Below are 17,390 nucleotides of genomic sequence, written 5' to 3' on the forward strand. Positions count from 1 at the left end.
CCGGCGCTTGCATTTGCCAGGGGGAAGAGCGATATCGGCCTCGGGAGGTTGGTGGTGGACGAGTCACTCGCCAACCGGGTCAGGTCCGGAAGGAAGCAGCCCCAACGAGCCAGGCACGGGTCGCCGTGCCAGCCTCCCAACCTTTTTCGTCGCCTGGCTTCTGGACGGTCGCGTTCGAAGCGGACGGCGCCGGATATGTCATCGACGCGCCGGCGGAAAACAGCCCGCGGAATGCCGGCTCCCTTTGCGATCCCCTTCCACCGAAAATCCGCTTTCCGATCGACTTCTGGGGCATGGCACCCAGGGGCTTCGAGCCTTTGTGACGCGGGTCTTTTCGGAGGCGGTTCAAGCGTGAATGCCAGCCGGTTCGGCGTGGCGGCGCTTCAAAACCAGACAGGCTTGCTCTAAGGTCGGCGTTGAACTCCGATCAACGCCGTTCCACATGCGCTTGCGGTACTCGAAGGGACGACGACCGCCGATGAGCGATCAGGACACTGTGACGAACGGCGCCGGACAGGTCCCGGCGGGCGAGGCCTACCGCGTTCTCGCCCGTAAATACCGGCCCGCGAGCTTCGACGACCTGATCGGCCAAGAGCCGATGGTGCGTACCCTCACCAACGCCTTCGAGACCGGCCGCATCGCCCAGGCCTGGATGCTGACCGGCGTGCGCGGCGTCGGCAAGACGACCACCGCCCGCATCCTCGCCCGTGCGCTTAACTACGAGACGGCCGAGATCCACGAGCCGACCATCCACATGCGCGAGCCCGGCATCCACGATCAGGCGATCATGGAAGGAAGGCATGTCGACGTCGTCGAGATGGACGCGGCCTCCCATACCGGCATCGACGACATCCGCGAGATCATCGCCCAGGTGCGCTACCGCCCGGTCTCGGCGCGCTACAAGGTCTACATCATCGACGAGGTGCACATGCTCTCCAACCAGGCCTTCAACGGCCTGTTGAAGACGCTCGAAGAGCCGCCCGAGCACGTCAAGTTCGTTTTCGCCACGACCGAGATCCGCAAGGTTCCGATCACCGTCCTGTCGCGGTGCCAGCGCTTCGACCTGCGCCGGGTCGACGCCGCGACGCTGATCCGCCATCTCGGCAAGGTCGCCGCGGCCGAAAAGGTGGAGATCGACGAGGAGGCCCTGCGGCTTCTCGCCCGCGCCGCCGAGGGCTCGGTGCGAGACGCCCTGTCCCTGACCGACCAGGCGATCTCGCACGGCGCCGGCCGGGTCGAGGCCGCCGCGGTGCGCGACATGCTGGGCCTTGCCGACCGCGGCCGGGTGATCGACCTGTTCGAGAAGCTCATGCGCGGCGACGCCACCGCCGCGCTCGCCGAACTGCGCGACCAGTACAATGGCGGCGCCGACCCGCTCGTCGTGCTCTCCGATCTCGCCGACTTCACCCATCTCGTGACCTCGCTGCGCTTCGTGCCGGACTCGGCCGACGATGCCGCCCTGTCTCCGGCCGAATCGGCGCGGGGCCTGGAATTCTCGCAAAAACTGTCGGTGCGGACGCTGTCGCAGGTCTGGCAGCTTCTCCTGAAGGCGATCGAGGAGACGCGCGCGGCGACGACGCCGCGCCAGGCCGCCGAGATGGCGCTGATCCGCATCGCCTATGCCGCCGACCTGCCGGCGCCCGCCGATCTTGCCCGGCTGATCGCCGAGGGCGGCGATGTTCCGCGCTCGCCGTCATACCCTGCGCCCCGCGACGGCGCTTCGGCCGCGACCCATGCCGCGGGCGAGGCGGCGCCTGCCGCCGCCGCCGAGCGGTCCTCTTCCATGCCGGCCGCCGCGCCGGTTGCCGCCATGACGGGGACGCCAGCGATGACGGGCATGACCCCACCGCCGCGGCTCGCCATCGCCGCGCGCGGCGACAGCCGGATGGCCGCGCCCGCCGCCGCCCCGGCGACGGCCATGCCCGAGATCCGAACGATCGAGGGGCTCGTGGCGCTGGCCGAGGAAAAACGCGATTCGCTGATGCAGGCCTCGCTGCGCCGCTACATCCGGCCGGTGAAGATCGAGCCGGGCCGGATCGAGGTCGCGCTGACCGAGGGCGCGCCGCGCACGCTCCCCGGCGACCTGCAGCGCCGGCTTCTCGAATGGACGGGCCGGCGCTGGACGGTGACGATCTCCAGCGCCGAGGGCGGGCGGACGATCGAGGAGACGGTCGCGGCGCGCCGCGACGCCCTCGTCTCCGACGCCATCGCCGACCCCGAAGTTGCCGCGATCCTGGCGCAGTTTCCGGGCGCCAAGGTGATCGACGTCCGGCTGCGCGGCGAGGCGCTGGCGGCCGAGGCGGCGACCCTCACTCTGTCGGAGGCGCCCCGCGATGCGGACCTCGCCGACGACATGCCGATCGAAACCGACGATGACGACGACCTCTAGGGAGAGCAAACAGGCATGAAAGACATCATGGGCATGATGAAGCAGGCCAAGGCCATGCAGGAAAAGATGCAGGGCCTGCAGCAGGAAATCGCCGACATCACCGCCACCGGCCAGTCCGGTGGCGGCCTCGTCGCGGTGACGCTGAACGGTCGCGGCGAGATGGCGGTGCTGAAGATCGACCCGTCGCTTGCCAAGCCCGACGAGGCCGAAATTCTGGAAGACCTGGTGATTGCCGCGCACAACGATGCCAAGGCTAAGCTCGAGGTGATCATCCAGGCCAAGACCCAGGAACTGACCGCCGGCCTGCAGCTTCCGCCCGGCCTGAAGCTGCCCTTCTGATCCCGACCCGAAACGACTGACCTCATGGCAAAACCCATCGCCGGCCCGGAGATCGAGCGGCTGATCCAGCTGCTCGCGAAACTTCCGGGTCTCGGCCCGCGCTCGGCCCGGCGCGCCACGCTGCACCTCGTCAAGCGCAAGGAGCAGCTGCTCGGGCCGCTGGCGCAGGCGATGACGCAGGCGCTGGAGCGCGTACTCGTCTGCTCCGTCTGCGGCAATATCGACACCCGCGATCCCTGCACCGTCTGCTGCGATCCGGCGCGCGACCAGACGCTGGTCGTCGTCGTCGAGGACGTCTCCGACCTCTGGGCGCTGGAACGGGCGAAGGCGCTGAACGCGGCCTACCACGTGCTCGGCGGCGTCCTCTCGCCGCTCGACGGCGTCGGCCCCGACGATCTGACCATCAGGCAACTGGTCGAGCGCGTCGCTGGCGGCACGGTCCGCGAAGTGATCATCGCGGTCAATGCCACGGTCGAGGGGCAGACGACGGCGCACTACCTGACCGACCAGCTCGCCGAGTTCGACGTCAGGATCACCCGTCTCGCCCACGGCGTGCCGGTCGGCGGCGAGCTCGACTATCTCGACGAGGGCACGCTTTCGGCCGCGATGCGGGCCCGCACCGCGTTTTGACGCGGCCCGCCTTTCGCCTGCCGTGATCCCCGGCGAGGCTCACCTGCCTCGGGGTGGCAACCGCCGTCCCGCTCCCCCCTGACGACCTTCGGAGACGACGACCGATGACCTTTGCCGCCCGGCTGGCCGCCCTCCTGACCGCGCTCCTTCTGGCCTTTCCCGCCGCCGCGCAGACCGGCGACATCGCCCGGGGGTTCCAGCGTTTCCTCGAGACCGACATCTGGCCGGCCGCGAAGGCGCGGGGCGTGCCGCGGCCGATCTTCGACGCCGCCTTCAAGGGCGTGAAGCCCAATCTGAAGCTCCCCGACCTGCAGCTTCCCGGCGACGCCGCCAAGGTCGAGGAGAACAATTTCCAGGCCGAGTTCCAGAGTCCATCGGCCTATTTCAACGAATCGGCCGTCGCGGGGCTTGCCGCCCGCGGCCGCGGGCTGATGGCCACGCACCGCGCGGTGCTGTCCCGGATCGAGGCGAAGACCGGCGTTCCCGCGGCGATCATCGTGGCGATCTGGGGCCGCGAATCGGGTTTCGGTGCCGCCAAGATCCCGCACAACGCCTTCGAGGTCCTCGCCACCAAGGCCTACCTCGCCCGGCGCAAGGAGATGTTTCGCGAAGAGCTCCTGGCCGCCCTCGACATCGTCGCCGACGGCCATCTGAAAGTGTCGGAGATGCGCTCGTCCTGGGCCGGCGCGCTCGGCCAGCCGCAGTTCATGCCGTCGAAATTCCTCGCCTTCGCCGTCGACCAGGATGGCGACGGCCGCCGCGACATCTGGAACTCGGTGCCGGATACGCTGGCCTCCATCGGCCACTATCTGCAGAAGGCCGGCTGGGTCGCGGGCCGCGACTGGGGTTTCGAGGCGAACGTGCCGGACTCCGTCTCCTGCGCCGTCGAGGGGCCGGACAAGGGCCGGCCGATCCGCGACTTCGTCTCCGCCGGCGTCACCCGCGTCTCCGGCCGGCCGTTTCCCGCGAACGAGGTGGGTGCCACCGGCCATCTGATGATGCCGGCCGGGCGAAACGGTCCCGCCTTCATCGCGACGCCGAATTTCTACACGCTGAAGGTCTACAACAATTCCGACCTCTACGCCCTGTTCATCGGCCATGTCGCCGACCGCATGGCCGGCGGCGGCGCCTTCAAGGGCGGCTGGGTGCAGGTCGAGGGCATGACCCGCGGCGACGTCGCGCGGATGCAGGAAAAGCTGGTGGGGCGCGGCTACGACGTCGGCGGCGCCGACGGCCTGCCCGGCTTCAAGACCCGCCGGTCGATCGGCGACTACGAGGCGAGCGCCGGCCTGTCGCCGACCTGCTGGCCGAGCCGCGACCTGGCCGCCCGCCTGAAATAGGCTCGGCCGGTCGGCCTCTGCCGAGCACTTTTGTGCCGCTCGGATCGGCGGCGGTCTTCAGCCGGTCGTGGCCGGCTTCCGTCACGCCGACGGGAACCTGCCTCGGCGGCCGCCGGGCAACAGACCCGGCCTGTCTCAGCGACTGGCCTTGAACCAGACCTTGAGCCGTTCCGCCGTCGCGGCATCGATATCGGGCGGTGCCGTCACCGCCATCCAGGCCGGGATGTAGTGTTCGGGGGCATAGAGGTGCCCGAAGCCGATCGGACTGGTCGTGCCGATGGCCATGTCGAAGGCGAGTTGGAGCATGGTGACGACGGGGAACCAGCGAAACTCGGGCGCGACGTCGGGTCCGCGGGGTTCCTTCATCCAGTCCGGCTCGCGGTACAGGCTCTCCAGCTCGAAGAAGACGACGGGATCGCTGGCATATTGCAGGAAGGCGATCCGCAGGGGACCCCAAGGGGCGCCGTCTTCGAATCCTCCCGCCTGGTTGCCGAAGCGAACGACCGAGCCGTCCCGGAAGCGGGGCCGCCAGGCGGGCGAGTCGGGAGTCCGCGCGCCCGTCATGTCCTGCCAGGTGGCGCTGTTGAAGGGCGGGCCGCTCCAGAGCGCCCCGTCGAACGGATCGCCGATCACCTCGTAAAGGTCCGTCGAGAGCATCGAGTTCATCGCGCCCAGGCTGAGGCCGTGGAGATAAAGCCGCGGCCGGGCATCGGGCGGCAAGCGGGTCCAGTGCCCGTAGATGGCCTTGAAAAGCGCGCGTCCGGCCTCGGCGCCATAGCCGGGCTCGACCATCAGCGACAGGAAGCTCGTCAGGTAGGAATACTGGACGGCCACGGACGCGACGTCGCCGCGGTGGAGATATTCCAGCGTGTCGAGGGCGGCGGGATCGATCCAGCCGGTCCCCGTCGGCACCACGACGACAAGCACGGATCGGTCAAAACCGCCGACGCGGATCAACTCGGCCAGTGCCAGCGCCGCGCGCTCGTCGACGGTCTCCCGCGAGTTCAGGCCGACATAGACCCGAAGAGGGTCACGCGCGCTGCCGCCGAAGAAGCGTCCGATGTCCTCGCCCGTGGGACCCGACGAGACGAATTCCCGGCCCCGTGCGCCGAGGGTCTGCCAAGCCGCGAGCGACGCCGGACTTCCCGTCCGTTCCGCGGCCGAGGGCGGCACAAGATCGGCGTCGAGATGCTGATCGATTTCCTGGAACGAACTGTCCGCGAGCCGCAGCAGACCCTCGAAGACGATGCCGTTGAGAACCGCGCCGAAAAGCCCCGCCGCGACGATGGCGCCCAGGAGAAGGGACAGGCGCGGGGGCACCGTGCGGCGCTTCAAGCGTCCCGCCAGGAACCGCTTCGTGCGCCGGAAGACACGGGCGAGCGCCAGGATCAGGGCAAACAGGCTCGCGGCGATCAGCGCTACCTTCACGGGATCGCTGGTGTCGATGGGGTCCATGCCCATCAAGGAGCGGACCTGGTTCTGCCAGTCGCTCTCCTTCCACAGGACGAAGCCGAGCAATGCGGCGCAGAGGATCACGAGACCGCGCCGCACGGTCCGGCGGCCCCGTTCCGATCCTTCGGGAAGCTGGGCGAACTGCCAGGCCCAGCGCAGGAAGACGCCGATGAGGTAACCGATGGAGAGCGACGTTCCCGACAGGAGGCCCTGGATGACGAAGTCCCGGGGCAGGAGGCTCGGTGTCAGCGACGCGGCCATCAACAGCGCGCCGATCGCCAGGCCGGTGGCCGAGAGGTTCAATCGGGGAAGCGAGACCATACGGGATCCAAGGCTATGTTGGGCGACTGGCGTGATGGAAGTTCGCGTCGGGACGATCCGACAGGCCAGACGCTTGTGGCATGAAACCGAGGTCGTGGACCATTAGCCAGCGGCTCCCTCGATCGGAGCGGCTGCGTGATCGGGGTGCCGGCGAGCGGGCGCCCGGCCCGCCGCCCGTCGGCACCCGCGCGCACCGTGCGTCAGTCGCCGCCTTCGTTGCGCACCGAAGGTCGCAGGACCGTCCTGCGACGCCATTTCCGGCGAACCCGCATCGTCCAGAAGAGGCGCGCGAGGGCGAAGCCGACGACGCCGGAGACGACGGCGAAGACGACGAGCCCGATTGTCAGCGGAAGAAGGACGTTGGCGACAGACCAGCTCGAGGCGCCTGCCGACGATGTCGCGCTTTCGGTCAGAGCGATCACCTGATCCTCGGTGAGGTGGCCTGCGCCGTCACTGCCGAGGATGAACCGCCCGAAGCGATAGGCCGCGTAGTAGATCGGCGGGAAGGTCAGCGGGTTGGTCACCAGGGTGGCGGTCGCGGCGACGACGATGTTGGCCCGCACGCTCAACGCCAGAAAAGCCGCGACCATGATCTGCCCGAACGGAATCAGGAAGCCGGCGACAAGGCCGAGGGCGACGCCGCGCGAGACCGATCGTCGGTTCAGGTGCCAGAGGGAAGGATGCGTCAAGCGATGGGCGAACGGACGTATCCAGCGGTTCTCGAGAAGGGCCTCTTTCGAGACGATTTTTGGGCGCCATCTCATGGACGAAACAGGACCGGAGCGGCGGCGGCCCTCCGTTCAGTCTTCATCGTCGGCGGTCGCGGAGCCGGCCTCGTCATGCCGGGGGAACACCCGGACCCGGGCGCCCCAACAGCCGCTGCCGCTCCCGGTAGACCGCCGGGAGGGCAAGGAGCGCGATGCATCCGAAGGCAATCGCGGTCTTCAGCGATTGGCTGAAGCGCGGCGTCTCGAAATCGACGAAGCGGACGAGGTAGACGATCACGACATGCCACACATACACCTGGAGTGAGTGCCGTCCGAGAAGTCGAAGGAACGGAAGGTTGACCAGCCAGGACAGGCCATTGGCGAAAGCGCGCACCCGTCCCGAAGCGTGCGCCGGCCCCGCGGTCAGCAGCCAGGCGATGCCCGAGCCCGCTGCCGCGAAGTTCAGGAGATAGACGAGGCCGAACTCCGAGCGGTTCTCGTAGCTCTGGAACGTCCCGAGCACGTCGAGCGGCATGTAGTCGTGGGCGGTCGCGAACCTGAAGGGTAGGAAGAAGAGGCACACCGACAGCGCGGCCACGGGAAGGATCGTGTTGTCGGGCCTGAAGACTCGGCTCCAGTCGATCCGGTTCGTCGCCGTCAGCACGCCGAAGACGAGCCCGACGACGAACACGATCTGCCAGGCCATGAGGTTGAAGTTCACGCGGAGCCCATGTCCCGTGTCGCCCGCCAGCCAGGTGTTCAGCGCCGCCGTGATGGGGCGCTGAACGGCGAACTGCGCGGCGAGCCACAGGAGCGACGAGCCGATGAGGACTTCCGCCCAACGGCCCTTGAGGCATGCCCGGATGAGGAAGGGCGCCGCCAGCATGTAGACGATGTATTGCGGGAGGATGTCCATGTAAGTGGGCTGGAACAGAAGCAGGGCCGCGCTGGCAACCCTGAACGGATTGCGCCAGTCGAGGTCCGCCATCCACTCGACCCAGGCGAGCTTGGCGGCCGGAAACAAGAGGACAAGCGTCATCGCGAAGGCAAGGAGGAAGAGCGTCTGGAGATAGAGGTCACCGGCGCGACGCCAGATGGCGCCCGCCGCTGCCCCGAACCCCTTCCGCTGCATGCGGCCGGCATAGACCATGCCGATGAGGAGGCCGGACAAGAAGACGAACCCTTGCGCGTCCTCGACGAAGGCGAGCTGGCGGTGGTTGATCTCCACCAGCCAGTAGCCACCATCGAAGGCGAGGTGGTTGATGAGCATGAAGACGAGGAAATAGCCCCGCAGCCCGTCGATCAGGTCCAGTCGTTGCATGGTGACACCGTGATTGGGGCAGTCCGGGTTTCGCGTCGGCCCAGCCCTACCGACGCTTGTCGGGCACCGCAATACTTCGGCGCCGTTCGCGGCAAAGCCATGATCTTGCCCACAGGTCGTCCCCCGATTTGTTGCAAGCCACGGATCGGCTGTTCCCGCGTTGACCCGAGGGTGCGTCCCGTGACGCTGGTGATCCGCCACCGGGGGAGTGCCGCCATGGCCGCCCGCGACGACGGACGTTCCGCCCACGAGCGCGGGTTTTCGCGCGCCATCAGGGGATCGCCCCTCACTGACTTCAGTCCGAAGCTATCGCGCCATCGCCAACCCCGTTGGGCCGCAACTTGGCGTACGGTGTGCCCTGTTACCGCGCGGGGCTGACCGCGAGCTCGTGCTCATTCACGTCGACTGTCTCCATGGGGCGCCACAAGGGCGTCCGCGTCGCCGGTCTTGATTTCGCGATTGTGAGCGGGCATGAAGGCGTCACGTATGGACCCATTCAATTGGGTGGCTACGCCGGGCGCCGATCCCCCGGCCAACCAAGTCAGCCGATCGCCTTTCAGTCTGCCGCGTGCCGACGTCGCGATCCGCCCATCACTTGAAGAACTTCATGAACTCGTTTGAAACGCTCCGCCAGGAGTGGTTCGGGAACGTGCGCGGCGATCTCCTCGCCGGCATCGTCGTGGCGCTTGCGCTCATTCCCGAAGCCATCGCCTTTTCCATCATCGCCGGCGTCGATCCGAAGGTCGGGCTCTACGCCTCCTTCTCGATCGCCGTCCTCATCGCCTTTCTCGGCGGCCGCCCGGGCATGATCTCGGCCGCCACCGCGGCCACCGCCGTCCTGATGATCACGCTCGTGCGCGATCACGGCCTCGACTATCTCCTCGCCGCCACAGTGCTGGCCGGCCTCCTCCAGATCGCCGCGGGATTCCTGCGCCTCGGCAACGCGATGCAGTTCGTGTCGAAGTCGGTGATGACCGGCTTCGTCAACGCCTTGGCCATCCTCATCTTCATGGCGCAGATTCCCGAACTCGTCGGCGTCCCAGGGATGACCTACGTCATGGTCGCGGCGGGGCTGGCCATCATCTACCTCTTTCCCCGGATCACCACCGCGATCCCGTCGCCGCTGGTCGCCATCGTGGTGCTGACGGCCGTCTCGATGACGTTCGGGATGGACCTTCGGATCGTCGGCGACATGGGCGCGCTGCCCGACACGCTTCCCGTCTTCCTGATCCCGAACATCCCGCTGACCCTCGAAACGCTGATGATCGTCCTGCCCTATTCGGCGGCGGTCGCGGTCGTGGGTCTCCTGGAATCCTTGATGACCGCCCAGATCGTCGACGAGCTGACGGACACCCCGTCCGACAAGAACCGCGAATGCGTCGGGCAGGGCGTCGCCAACACGGTCACCGGCTTCTTCGGCGGCATGGCGGGCTGCGCCATGATCGGCCAGTCGGTGATCAACGTGAAGTCCGGCGGCCGCGGACGGCTGTCGTGCTTTGCCGCCGGTGTCTTTCTCCTCTTCCTCATCGTCGTCCTCGGCGACTGGGTCCGCATCATCCCGATGGCCGCGCTCGTCGCGATCATGATCATGGTCGCGATCGGCACCTTCTCCTGGGGCTCGATCCGGAACCTGCGCGACCATCCGCGCCGCTCGTCGATCGTCATGCTGGCGACCGTGGTCACGGTGGTGTGGACGCACAACCTCGCCATCGGCGTCGTCATCGGCGTGATGCTGTCGGGCGTCTTCTTCGCCTGGAAGGTCGCGCAGATCTTCCGCGTCGCCTCCAGCCTCTCGGCCGACGGGCGGACCCGCACCTACAGGGTGGAGGGGCAGGTCTTCTTCGCCTCGTCTGAACGCTTCGCCTCGGCCTTCGACTTCAAGGAACCGCTCGACCGCGTCGTGATCGACGTGAGCGGTGCCCACATCTGGGATCTCTCCGGCGTCGCCGCGCTCGACCGCGCGATCCTGAAGTTCCGTCGCGAAGGTGCCGAGGTCGAGATCCTCGGCCTCAACGAAGCGAGCGCGACCCTCGTCGACAAGCTCGCCATCCACGACAGGCCGGGGGCGATCGACAGCCTCGCGGGCCATTAGGGAGGAGAACGAACATGCCGAAAATCATCGCCTGCATCGACGGATCCATCTACGCCGCCAGCGTCTGCGACCATGCCGCCTGGGCCGCGCAACGCCTCTCCGCCCCGGTCGAGGTCGTCCATGCGCTTGGGCGTCGCGACACCGCGAGCGCGCCGCTCGACCTCAGCGGCAGCCTCGAATTCGGCGAGCGCGAGGCGCTCCTGAAGCAACTCGCCGAGCTCGACGCGCAGAAGGCGAAGGTCTCACACCTGCGCGGTCGCCACCTCGTCGCGGATGCGGTCTCGCGCATCAAGGCGGCGGGCCTTCAGGATGTCTCGGAGATGCTGCGTCATGGAGACGTTGCCGACACGGTCCGGGACCTCGACGGCGAGACGCGCCTCCTTGTCATCGGCAAGCGCGGCGAGGCGGCCGACTTCGCCAAGGGGCATCTCGGCTCGAACATGGAACGGGTCATCCGCTCGACGAAGAAGCCCGTCCTCGTCGCGTCGCGCGCCTTCGCGCCCATCGAGAGTTTTCTCGTCGCCTTCGACGGCGGTCGCAGTTCGGGCCAGGTCGTCGAGCGGCTCGTCGCCAGTCCGCTGCTCTCCGACCTTCCCTGCCATCTCTTCATGGCCGGCGACGGCTCCGGCGAGGCCGGCAATCGGCTGCGGGCCGCGGAAGGCGCGCTGAAGAGCGCCGGTTACGCCGTCACCGTCGGCATCGAGGACGGCGAGCCGGAGAGCGTCATCGCCGCCAAGGTCAGGCGGGAGGGCATCGGCCTCGTCGTCATGGGCGCCTACGGCCATTCCCGCATCCGCAACCTCATCGTCGGCTCGACGACGACCGCGCTGATCGAATCCTGCACGGTTCCTGTGCTCGTCATCCGGTGACCCGGCCCCAAGCGCCCGTCGGCGCGGCAGCGTCCTGCGGCATTGGCTTTGCCGCGGACCGATCCTCGCTGCCGCCGACGACCCCGTCGATTTCGGCGATTTTCTCCTGTCGGCGCGGGGCGGGCTCCACTAGAAGACGGGCGTGTGATCGGGAGACATGACGTGCAGGCATTCGGGCGGTTCATCGCCGACAACGGGCGATGGCTCGGCGGCGGCTTCCTCCTCACCTTCTTCTCCTCGTTCGGGCAGACCTTCTTTATCTCCCTGTCGAATGCCGGGATCCGCCAGGCCTATGGCCTCAGCCACGGCGATTTCGGCGGGCTGTACATGCTGGCGACGCTCGGCAGTGCCCTGACGCTGCCCTTCCTCGGCCGGGTGCTCGACCGCTACCGGACGATGACCGTCGCCATCGGCACCCTCGTGATGCTGGCGCTGGCGACGGTGTCGATGGGGCTGTCGACCTCGGTCCCCGCCCTCGTCCTCTCGCTCTACATGCTGCGCCTGTTCGGGCAGGGGATGATGACGCAGACCGCCTTCACCGCGACCGGGCGCTGGTTCTCGGCCAGTCGCGGCCGCGCGGTCTCGCTGGTGACGCTCGGCCATCAGGCCGGCGAGGCGCTGTTACCGTTTCTGTTCGTGATCGTCGCCGGCGCGATCGGCTGGCGGGCCTCCTGGTTCACCGGGACGGGCGCGCTCCTCCTCGTCGCCCTTCCCCTGGTGATGCTGCTCCTGCGCCGGGACCGCGTGCCGCAGAACGATCCGGAGACGATCCGTCGCGCGCCCGTCCGGCAGTGGACCTTGTCCGAGGTACTTCGCGATCCGAAATTCTACCTGATCTCGGCGGGTGTGCTCGCCCCGCCCTTCGTCGCGACGACGATCTTCTTCCACCAGGTCTACCTGACCGAACTGCGCGGCTGGCCCCTGACCTTGTTTGCGGCAGGCTTTGCCGTGATGTCGGTGGCGAACGTCGCTTTCACGCTGCTGGCGGGCTGGCTGATCGACCGGACGTCGGCGGCAAGGGTGCTGCCGCTGTTCCTCTTGCCCCTCGCGGCGGCCTCCTTCGTCGCCGCCTTCGTCACGGCACCCTGGGCGATCTTCCTGTTCATGGCGCTGATGGGTGTCAGCAACGGCTTTTCGTCGACGCTGTCGGGCGCGATGTGGCCCGAGCTGTACGGAACGCGGCATCTCGGCGCGATCCGCTCGGTGGTCGTCGCCACCATGGTGTTCGCCAGCGCGGCAGGGCCCGGGCTGACCGGCTACCTCATCGATGCCGGGGTCGACTACGATCTCCAGCTTGCGGCCATGGGCCTGTACTCGCTGGTCGCCGCCGCAGGGATGTGGACCGTGTCCATGAGGATCCGTCGGCCGCGGGGTGACGGGGTTCCCGCCTCCGAATAACCGGGGCGACCGCGCGGTGGAGGGCCGTCGCTGCGGCCGCGGACGTGACGAGCTTTTTTCGGGTCGTGCGCGTCGGGCGCATCGCGGCGGCTACCGAAAAAGATCGAGATCGCCGATCGGCACGAAGCCGATGGCATCGCCGCGACGGACAGCCTGCACATCCGCCGAGATCACGCAGAAGCCGTCGGCCATCGAGAGCGGCATCAGGCGGGCCGAGCCGCCGCGGCCGAGCGTGTCGACGATCAGGCGGTCCGGGGCGGCGTGGCTGACGATCGACGCCGGGGCGAACTCCATCCGGCCCGGCGTCACGTTGCGATCGAAGCCGGCCCTCGCCGATCGGATGCGCAGGCCCGCGGGACGCAAGCCGACGAGCCTGGCGACGAGCGGCTTGGCGACGACGAGGAAGCCGATCATGGCGGCCAGCGGGTTGCCCGGCAATCCCAGGATCGCCGCCTTGCCCAGATGTCCGAAAGCAAGCGGCTTGCCCGGCTTCATGCCGATCTTCAGCGATCGAAGCGCGCCCCCGGCAGCTTCCACCGAGGATCGCACGAGGTCCTCCTCGCCGACCGAGACCCCGCCCGATGTCACGACGAGGTCCGCCGAGCGGGCCGCCCGCTCGATCGCGGCGACGATCGCCGCACCCTCGTCGGCGACGATCCCGCCGTCGATGAGATCGACGGCCGGATGGCGCAGCAGAGCGAGCAGCATGATGCGGTTGGAATCGTAGATCGCTCCCTCGGAGAGATCCTCCCCCGGCGCGCGCAGCTCGGTGCCGGTCGAGATGACCGCGATCCTGAGCCGTCGCCGCACGACGACGGACGAAATTCCCGACGCCGCCAGAAGCGCCAGGTGGCGGGCATCGAGAAGCACGCCTTCCGGCAGGATCGTCATCCCCGCGGCGACATCCTCGCCGGCGAGCCGGATATTGTCCCCGGCCCGGTAGTCGCGCCGCGGCACGACGAAGCCGTCGGCGAAATCGGCATGCTCCTGCATCACCACCGCGTCGCATCCCGCCGGGAGCGCGGCCCCGGTAAAGATGCGCACGGCGTCCCCGGGCGCGACCTCGCCCGGCATCGGGCGACCGGCGGGGACGCGGCCGACCACCCTGAAGCTTTCTGCCTGCTCGGCAGAGGGCCTGAGGGCCAAGGCATAGCCGTCCACGGCGGAATGATCGAAGGGCGGGAGGCTGCGCGGGGCGACCACGGCTTCCGCCAGGATCCGCCCGGCGGCTTCATCCAGGGAAACGCGCTGCAATCCCTGGATGGCTTCGAGGCCTTCCACCACCATTTCCGCCGCAGCGTCCGGGGTGAGAAGATGACGCCCGATGAAGCAATCATCGGCTTGCCGTGAATGCGACATGGCCCGTTCGTCCTCGTTCGCTGTCGATAGCGCCGGCGCGGGCGGCTGCTGTCTTCCGCGCCGGCCTCTGCTCGTCAGACCCGGTATTCCTTCGACTTGAAGGTCAGGTGGTTCAGCGATGCCGGCTTGTCCGCCAGCTTGCGAATATTCGCCCAGGTGTTCTTGTAGTTCGGGATGATCAGCTCGTTGACGCCGGCATTCACCACATTGCCCTGCACGCCGGTCGGATAGCCGAACAGCATGAAGGTCTCGCCCGGGCGGGCCGACGGCGTCGGATAGACCATCGCCTGCGTCGATCCGACATCGTTCCAGATCTCCACCAGATCCCCCTCGGAGACCGAGAGCTTCGCCATGTCGTCGGGATGCATGTCGATGAACGGATAGGGCCAGCGATCCATGACCAACTCGCTGTCCTTGTCGAGATAGGCGGACTGCCAGACCAGATTGGCCCGGCCGTTGTTGATCAGGAAGGGGAAGCGCTCGCGCTGCGCTTCCTTGCCCTCGGCCTGGAGCCCGCTCCATTCGGCGACGAGGAACAGCGCGCGGCCGTCCTCCGTGCCGAACTTGCCGTCCGCGTAAAGCCGCTTGGTACCGACGATCTGGCCGTTCTCGAAGCCCGTCGCCGGCTCCTGAAAGCCGTTGGTGCCCATGGCGCGCAGACGCTCGTAGGTGACGTGCTCGCCGCCGGCTGCGTTCTTGCGATAGCCGTCCTCGAACACGTCCTCCTCGGTCTGCCAGTCAAAACCCTTGAACTTGTCGGCATAGGCACCGTCGCCCATCTCGCGCAGCACCCGCTCCATGTTGTTGGCGAGCCGCGCGGCGATGATGGCGTCGCCCTTCGCCTGGCCGGGAGGGTCCATGTAGCGCTCGGTGATGCGCATCCGGCGTTCGCCGTTCATCGAGGTCAGGTTGATCTCGCCGGAGGTCGCGGCGGGCAGGATGACATGCGCCGCCTCGCCGATGCTGGTCGGCACGATGTCGACATCGACCACGAACAGCCCGCCATCGTCGATGGCCGCCACGATGGCATTCACCAATGCCTCGCGGTCGCCGTAGGGGACGGAGTTCATCGCGTCCTTCACCTTGTCGCTGCGCTCCTTGTAGGTGCGCTTAAACTGCATGGCGTTCAGCGTCGTCTTGTAGTTGTCGCAGCCCCAGATGTGGTGGACCGCGCCTTCGCCATTGATCAGCAGCTGATCGACATAGGGCGCCGGACGGCCGACATGGCCGTCGCCCGGCCGGACATAGCCCTCCTGGTGGCCGCCGAGGCGGACGACGCCACCGCCGGGCCGGCCGACATTGCCGGTCGCCAGCGCCAGATTCACCAGCGCGCCGTTGGTGCGATAGTTGTCGTTGCCCCAGATCAGGCCCTTCTCGTAGGCGAACATGGTACGGCGGCGCTTGCCGTCGCCCTTCGGCTGGGCGATCCACTCGGCCGCCTTGCGGATGTCCTCGACAGACAGGCCGGTGATCTCCGCCGCCTTCTCCAGGCTGGTGCGGTTGGCCTCGACGGCGTCGGCGAAGGTCGTCAGCGGCGCCGGCTGGCCCTTGGTGGAGGGTTTTCGCGGCAGCATCTGGGACTGGTCGCCGCCGGTCTGCGTTCCCGCGACGGCGGTGTGGTTGTCGATGAAGTCCTGGTCCACCCAGCCCCGTTCGGCGATGTGGGTGAAGAGGGCGTTGAGGAGTACCATGTCTGTGCCCGCCTTCACCGGCAGATGCAGGACGTTCTCCGGTCCCGCCTCGACCTCGCAGGCATTGACGCTGACGGTCCGCCGCGGGTCGACGAAGACGATGCGCGCCGGCGGATGCTCCTCGCCGGGCGTCTCGCTGTCCTTGAGGCTGGCGGAGGACCCGCGCAGGTTCGGGATCCAGTGGTTCAGGAAATAGTTGGTCTGCGCCTCCAGGGGATTGGCGCCGACGACGAAGATCGTGTCGGCGAGCTCGGCGTCCTGGTAGCAATTGTTCAGTTCGCCGACGCCCATGTCGCGGGTGGCGTGAACCTCGGAATTGTAGGCGGGGCGGTTGTGGATGCGGATGTTGCGCACCTTCATCGCCTCGAAATACAGCTTGCCCGTGCCCCAGGTGAACTCGTAGCCGCCGCCGGCGCCGCCATGGTCGGCGGCCGAGACCACCAGCGCGTCCTCGCCCCGGTCCTTGACGATGCGCGCGGTGACGCGGGCGACGAGGTCGAGCGCATCGTCCCAGCTCGTCGGCTGCAACTGTCCGTAACGCCAGACCAGCGGGTCGGTGAGGCGCTGCAACTGCGTCTGGCGGGCGCGGCTGTAGCTCATCTCGGCCATCCGCGCCCCGCGCGGCGAAGCGAGCCCGGAATTGACGACGCAGTCGTGGTCGGGCTTGATGACCAGATGCACGTCGCGGCCGTCCTGCTTGACGACATTGTACATCGAGGGCGCATACCAGGCGGCCGACTGCGGCGGCTGCTGTGCCGAAAGGTCCTCACCCATGGCATTCTCGGCGGCGGCGACGCCGCCCTGGCGATTGATGTCCCAGCTATAGGCCTTATAGCCGCAGCCGACGATGCAGTAGTGGCAGACCACGGTCTGCACCTTGGCGTCGGCGGGGATGATCGGCAGGCGATCAATCTGTCGTTTGTAAGCCATGTGACCCTCCCTCTAAAGAACGTTCGACAGGCGACCGTAGAGCAGCTCATCGACGCCCTCGGCGTAGATGTCCCCCTTGTCGTCGACGCGCAGCACGTATTGCGGCAGGTTCTGTGTCGCCTGTCCCCAGACCTGCATGCCGCCCTGTTCGGGATCGAAGACCGAGTAGTGGCCGGGGCAGTTGAAGGTTTTGGATTGGGCGCTGTAGGACAGGGGAAAGCCCTGGTGCGGACAGCTCGTGGTGAAGCCGACGATGTCGCCGTCCGGTCCCGCGCCGCCCGGCACGGCCTTGCCGAGCTTCAACAGAACGCCGGGCGCGTCGTCGTCGGGATAGGCGACATTCAGCGGGTCGTTGGCCTGGAGTTCGCTGACATTGCCGAGACGGTTCGACGGGTAGGACACCCGGGCGAGCTGGGCCTGTGTCGCGGTCTGGGCCTGCGCCGGCATGGCCGCCGTCGCGGCAGCACCTGCGGCGGCGACCGCGCTTCCGCGCAAGAACTGGCGCCGGCCGATGTCGACCTTCTTGTCACATCTCTGCATGGAAAATCCTCC

The 17,390-nt window shown here is 67.8% G+C and carries 13 protein-coding genes, 1 other RNA gene and 1 other annotated feature; of the genes, 8 read left to right on the forward strand and 6 right to left on the reverse strand.

The window, feature by feature from the left end; all coding sequences use genetic code 11:
- Nucleotides 1-43: 43 nt before the first annotated feature.
- The 5 genes from ffs (at nt 44) to IEX88_RS02820 (ending at nt 4,698) form a co-directional block, all read left to right on the forward strand.
- Nucleotides 44-140, forward strand: an RNA gene (gene ffs, locus IEX88_RS02800) — signal recognition particle sRNA small type.
- Between the two features lie 338 nt (nt 141-478).
- On the forward strand, nt 479-2,389 hold the full coding sequence (locus tag IEX88_RS02805; RefSeq protein WP_188849018.1) for a DNA polymerase III subunit gamma/tau: 1,911 nt from the start codon (nt 479-481) through the stop codon (nt 2,387-2,389).
- 15 nt (nt 2,390-2,404) lie between these two features.
- Entirely contained in the window at nt 2,405-2,728 is a 324-nt protein-coding gene (locus IEX88_RS02810; RefSeq protein ID WP_188849019.1) for a YbaB/EbfC family nucleoid-associated protein, read from the forward strand.
- Nucleotides 2,729-2,752: 24 nt separating this feature from the next.
- A complete protein-coding gene (recR, locus tag IEX88_RS02815) occupies nt 2,753-3,358 on the forward strand; it encodes a recombination mediator RecR (RefSeq protein ID WP_188849020.1) in 606 nt (201 codons plus the stop codon).
- Between the two features lie 104 nt (nt 3,359-3,462).
- A complete protein-coding gene (locus tag IEX88_RS02820) occupies nt 3,463-4,698 on the forward strand; it encodes a lytic murein transglycosylase (protein WP_188849021.1) in 1,236 nt (411 codons plus the stop codon).
- Between the two features lie 135 nt (nt 4,699-4,833).
- Here the strand turns inward: IEX88_RS02820 and IEX88_RS02825 are convergent, their stop codons facing one another.
- The 3 genes from IEX88_RS02825 to IEX88_RS02835 form a co-directional block, all read right to left on the reverse strand.
- Complete coding sequence (locus IEX88_RS02825; protein ID WP_188849022.1) at nt 4,834-6,471, reverse strand: alpha/beta hydrolase; 1,638 nt, start codon at nt 6,469-6,471, stop codon at nt 4,834-4,836.
- 200 nt (nt 6,472-6,671) lie between these two features.
- Nucleotides 6,672-7,235, reverse strand: a complete 564-nt coding sequence (locus tag IEX88_RS02830) for a DUF2062 domain-containing protein (protein ID WP_188849023.1) — start codon at nt 7,233-7,235, stop codon at nt 6,672-6,674.
- Nucleotides 7,236-7,308: 73 nt separating this feature from the next.
- Nucleotides 7,309-8,499, reverse strand: coding sequence for an OpgC family protein (locus IEX88_RS02835; protein WP_188849024.1), 1,191 nt, complete (start codon nt 8,497-8,499; stop codon nt 7,309-7,311).
- Nucleotides 8,500-8,984: 485 nt separating this feature from the next.
- Nucleotides 8,985-9,037, forward strand: a sequence feature (sul1 is cis-regulatory element that is thought to sense ions involved in sulfur or methionine metabolism; They are found in Alphaproteobacteria).
- 69 nt (nt 9,038-9,106) lie between these two features.
- Here IEX88_RS02835 and IEX88_RS02840 point away from each other — a divergent pair.
- The 3 genes from IEX88_RS02840 to IEX88_RS02850 all read left to right on the forward strand — a co-directional run bounded on the left by IEX88_RS02840 (nt 9,107) and on the right by IEX88_RS02850 (nt 12,858).
- Complete coding sequence (locus tag IEX88_RS02840) at nt 9,107-10,591, forward strand: SulP family inorganic anion transporter (protein ID WP_188849025.1); 1,485 nt, start codon at nt 9,107-9,109, stop codon at nt 10,589-10,591.
- A 14-nt stretch (nt 10,592-10,605) separates the two neighbouring features.
- A complete protein-coding gene (locus IEX88_RS02845) occupies nt 10,606-11,460 on the forward strand; it encodes a universal stress protein (protein ID WP_188849026.1) in 855 nt (284 codons plus the stop codon).
- A gap of 162 nt (nt 11,461-11,622) precedes the next feature.
- The gene (locus IEX88_RS02850; protein WP_188849027.1) at nt 11,623-12,858 is read left to right on the forward strand and encodes an MFS transporter; all 1,236 of its coding nucleotides are present in this window, start codon (nt 11,623-11,625) and stop codon (nt 12,856-12,858) included.
- A gap of 90 nt (nt 12,859-12,948) precedes the next feature.
- Here the strand turns inward: IEX88_RS02850 and IEX88_RS02855 are convergent, their stop codons facing one another.
- From IEX88_RS02855 to IEX88_RS02865, 3 genes are all read right to left on the reverse strand, one after another.
- On the reverse strand, nt 12,949-14,217 hold the full coding sequence (locus tag IEX88_RS02855) for a molybdopterin molybdotransferase MoeA (protein WP_188849028.1): 1,269 nt from the start codon (nt 14,215-14,217) through the stop codon (nt 12,949-12,951).
- Nucleotides 14,218-14,291: 74 nt separating this feature from the next.
- Complete coding sequence (locus IEX88_RS02860; protein WP_188849029.1) at nt 14,292-16,838, reverse strand: arsenate reductase (azurin) large subunit; 2,547 nt, start codon at nt 16,836-16,838, stop codon at nt 14,292-14,294.
- A gap of 12 nt (nt 16,839-16,850) precedes the next feature.
- Entirely contained in the window at nt 16,851-17,378 is a 528-nt protein-coding gene (locus IEX88_RS02865) for an arsenate reductase (azurin) small subunit (RefSeq protein WP_188849030.1), read from the reverse strand.
- Between the last annotated feature and the right edge of the window lie 12 nt (nt 17,379-17,390).

The organism is Aureimonas glaciei (assembly GCF_014643375.1).
In the GTDB taxonomy this organism is placed as follows: Bacteria; Pseudomonadota; Alphaproteobacteria; order Rhizobiales; family Rhizobiaceae; genus Plantimonas; species Plantimonas glaciei.

What these genes read in the sequence shown, in the direction of transcription:
- IEX88_RS02805 (WP_188849018.1), top strand. Translation starts at nt 479, where the DNA reads ATGAGCGATCAGGACACTGTGACGAACGGCGCCGGACAGGTCCCGGCG.
- IEX88_RS02810 (WP_188849019.1), top strand. Translation starts at nt 2,405, where the DNA reads ATGAAAGACATCATGGGCATGATGAAGCAGGCCAAGGCCATGCAGGAA.
- recR (WP_188849020.1), top strand. Translation starts at nt 2,753, where the DNA reads ATGGCAAAACCCATCGCCGGCCCGGAGATCGAGCGGCTGATCCAGCTG.
- IEX88_RS02820 (WP_188849021.1), top strand. Translation starts at nt 3,463, where the DNA reads ATGACCTTTGCCGCCCGGCTGGCCGCCCTCCTGACCGCGCTCCTTCTG.
- IEX88_RS02825 (WP_188849022.1), bottom strand. Translation starts at nt 6,471, where the DNA reads ATGGTCTCGCTTCCCCGATTGAACCTCTCGGCCACCGGCCTGGCGATC.
- IEX88_RS02830 (WP_188849023.1), bottom strand. Translation starts at nt 7,235, where the DNA reads ATGAGATGGCGCCCAAAAATCGTCTCGAAAGAGGCCCTTCTCGAGAAC.
- IEX88_RS02835 (WP_188849024.1), bottom strand. Translation starts at nt 8,499, where the DNA reads ATGCAACGACTGGACCTGATCGACGGGCTGCGGGGCTATTTCCTCGTC.
- IEX88_RS02840 (WP_188849025.1), top strand. Translation starts at nt 9,107, where the DNA reads ATGAACTCGTTTGAAACGCTCCGCCAGGAGTGGTTCGGGAACGTGCGC.
- IEX88_RS02845 (WP_188849026.1), top strand. Translation starts at nt 10,606, where the DNA reads ATGCCGAAAATCATCGCCTGCATCGACGGATCCATCTACGCCGCCAGC.
- IEX88_RS02855 (WP_188849028.1), bottom strand. Translation starts at nt 14,217, where the DNA reads ATGTCGCATTCACGGCAAGCCGATGATTGCTTCATCGGGCGTCATCTT.
- IEX88_RS02860 (WP_188849029.1), bottom strand. Translation starts at nt 16,838, where the DNA reads ATGGCTTACAAACGACAGATTGATCGCCTGCCGATCATCCCCGCCGAC.
- IEX88_RS02865 (WP_188849030.1), bottom strand. Translation starts at nt 17,378, where the DNA reads ATGCAGAGATGTGACAAGAAGGTCGACATCGGCCGGCGCCAGTTCTTG.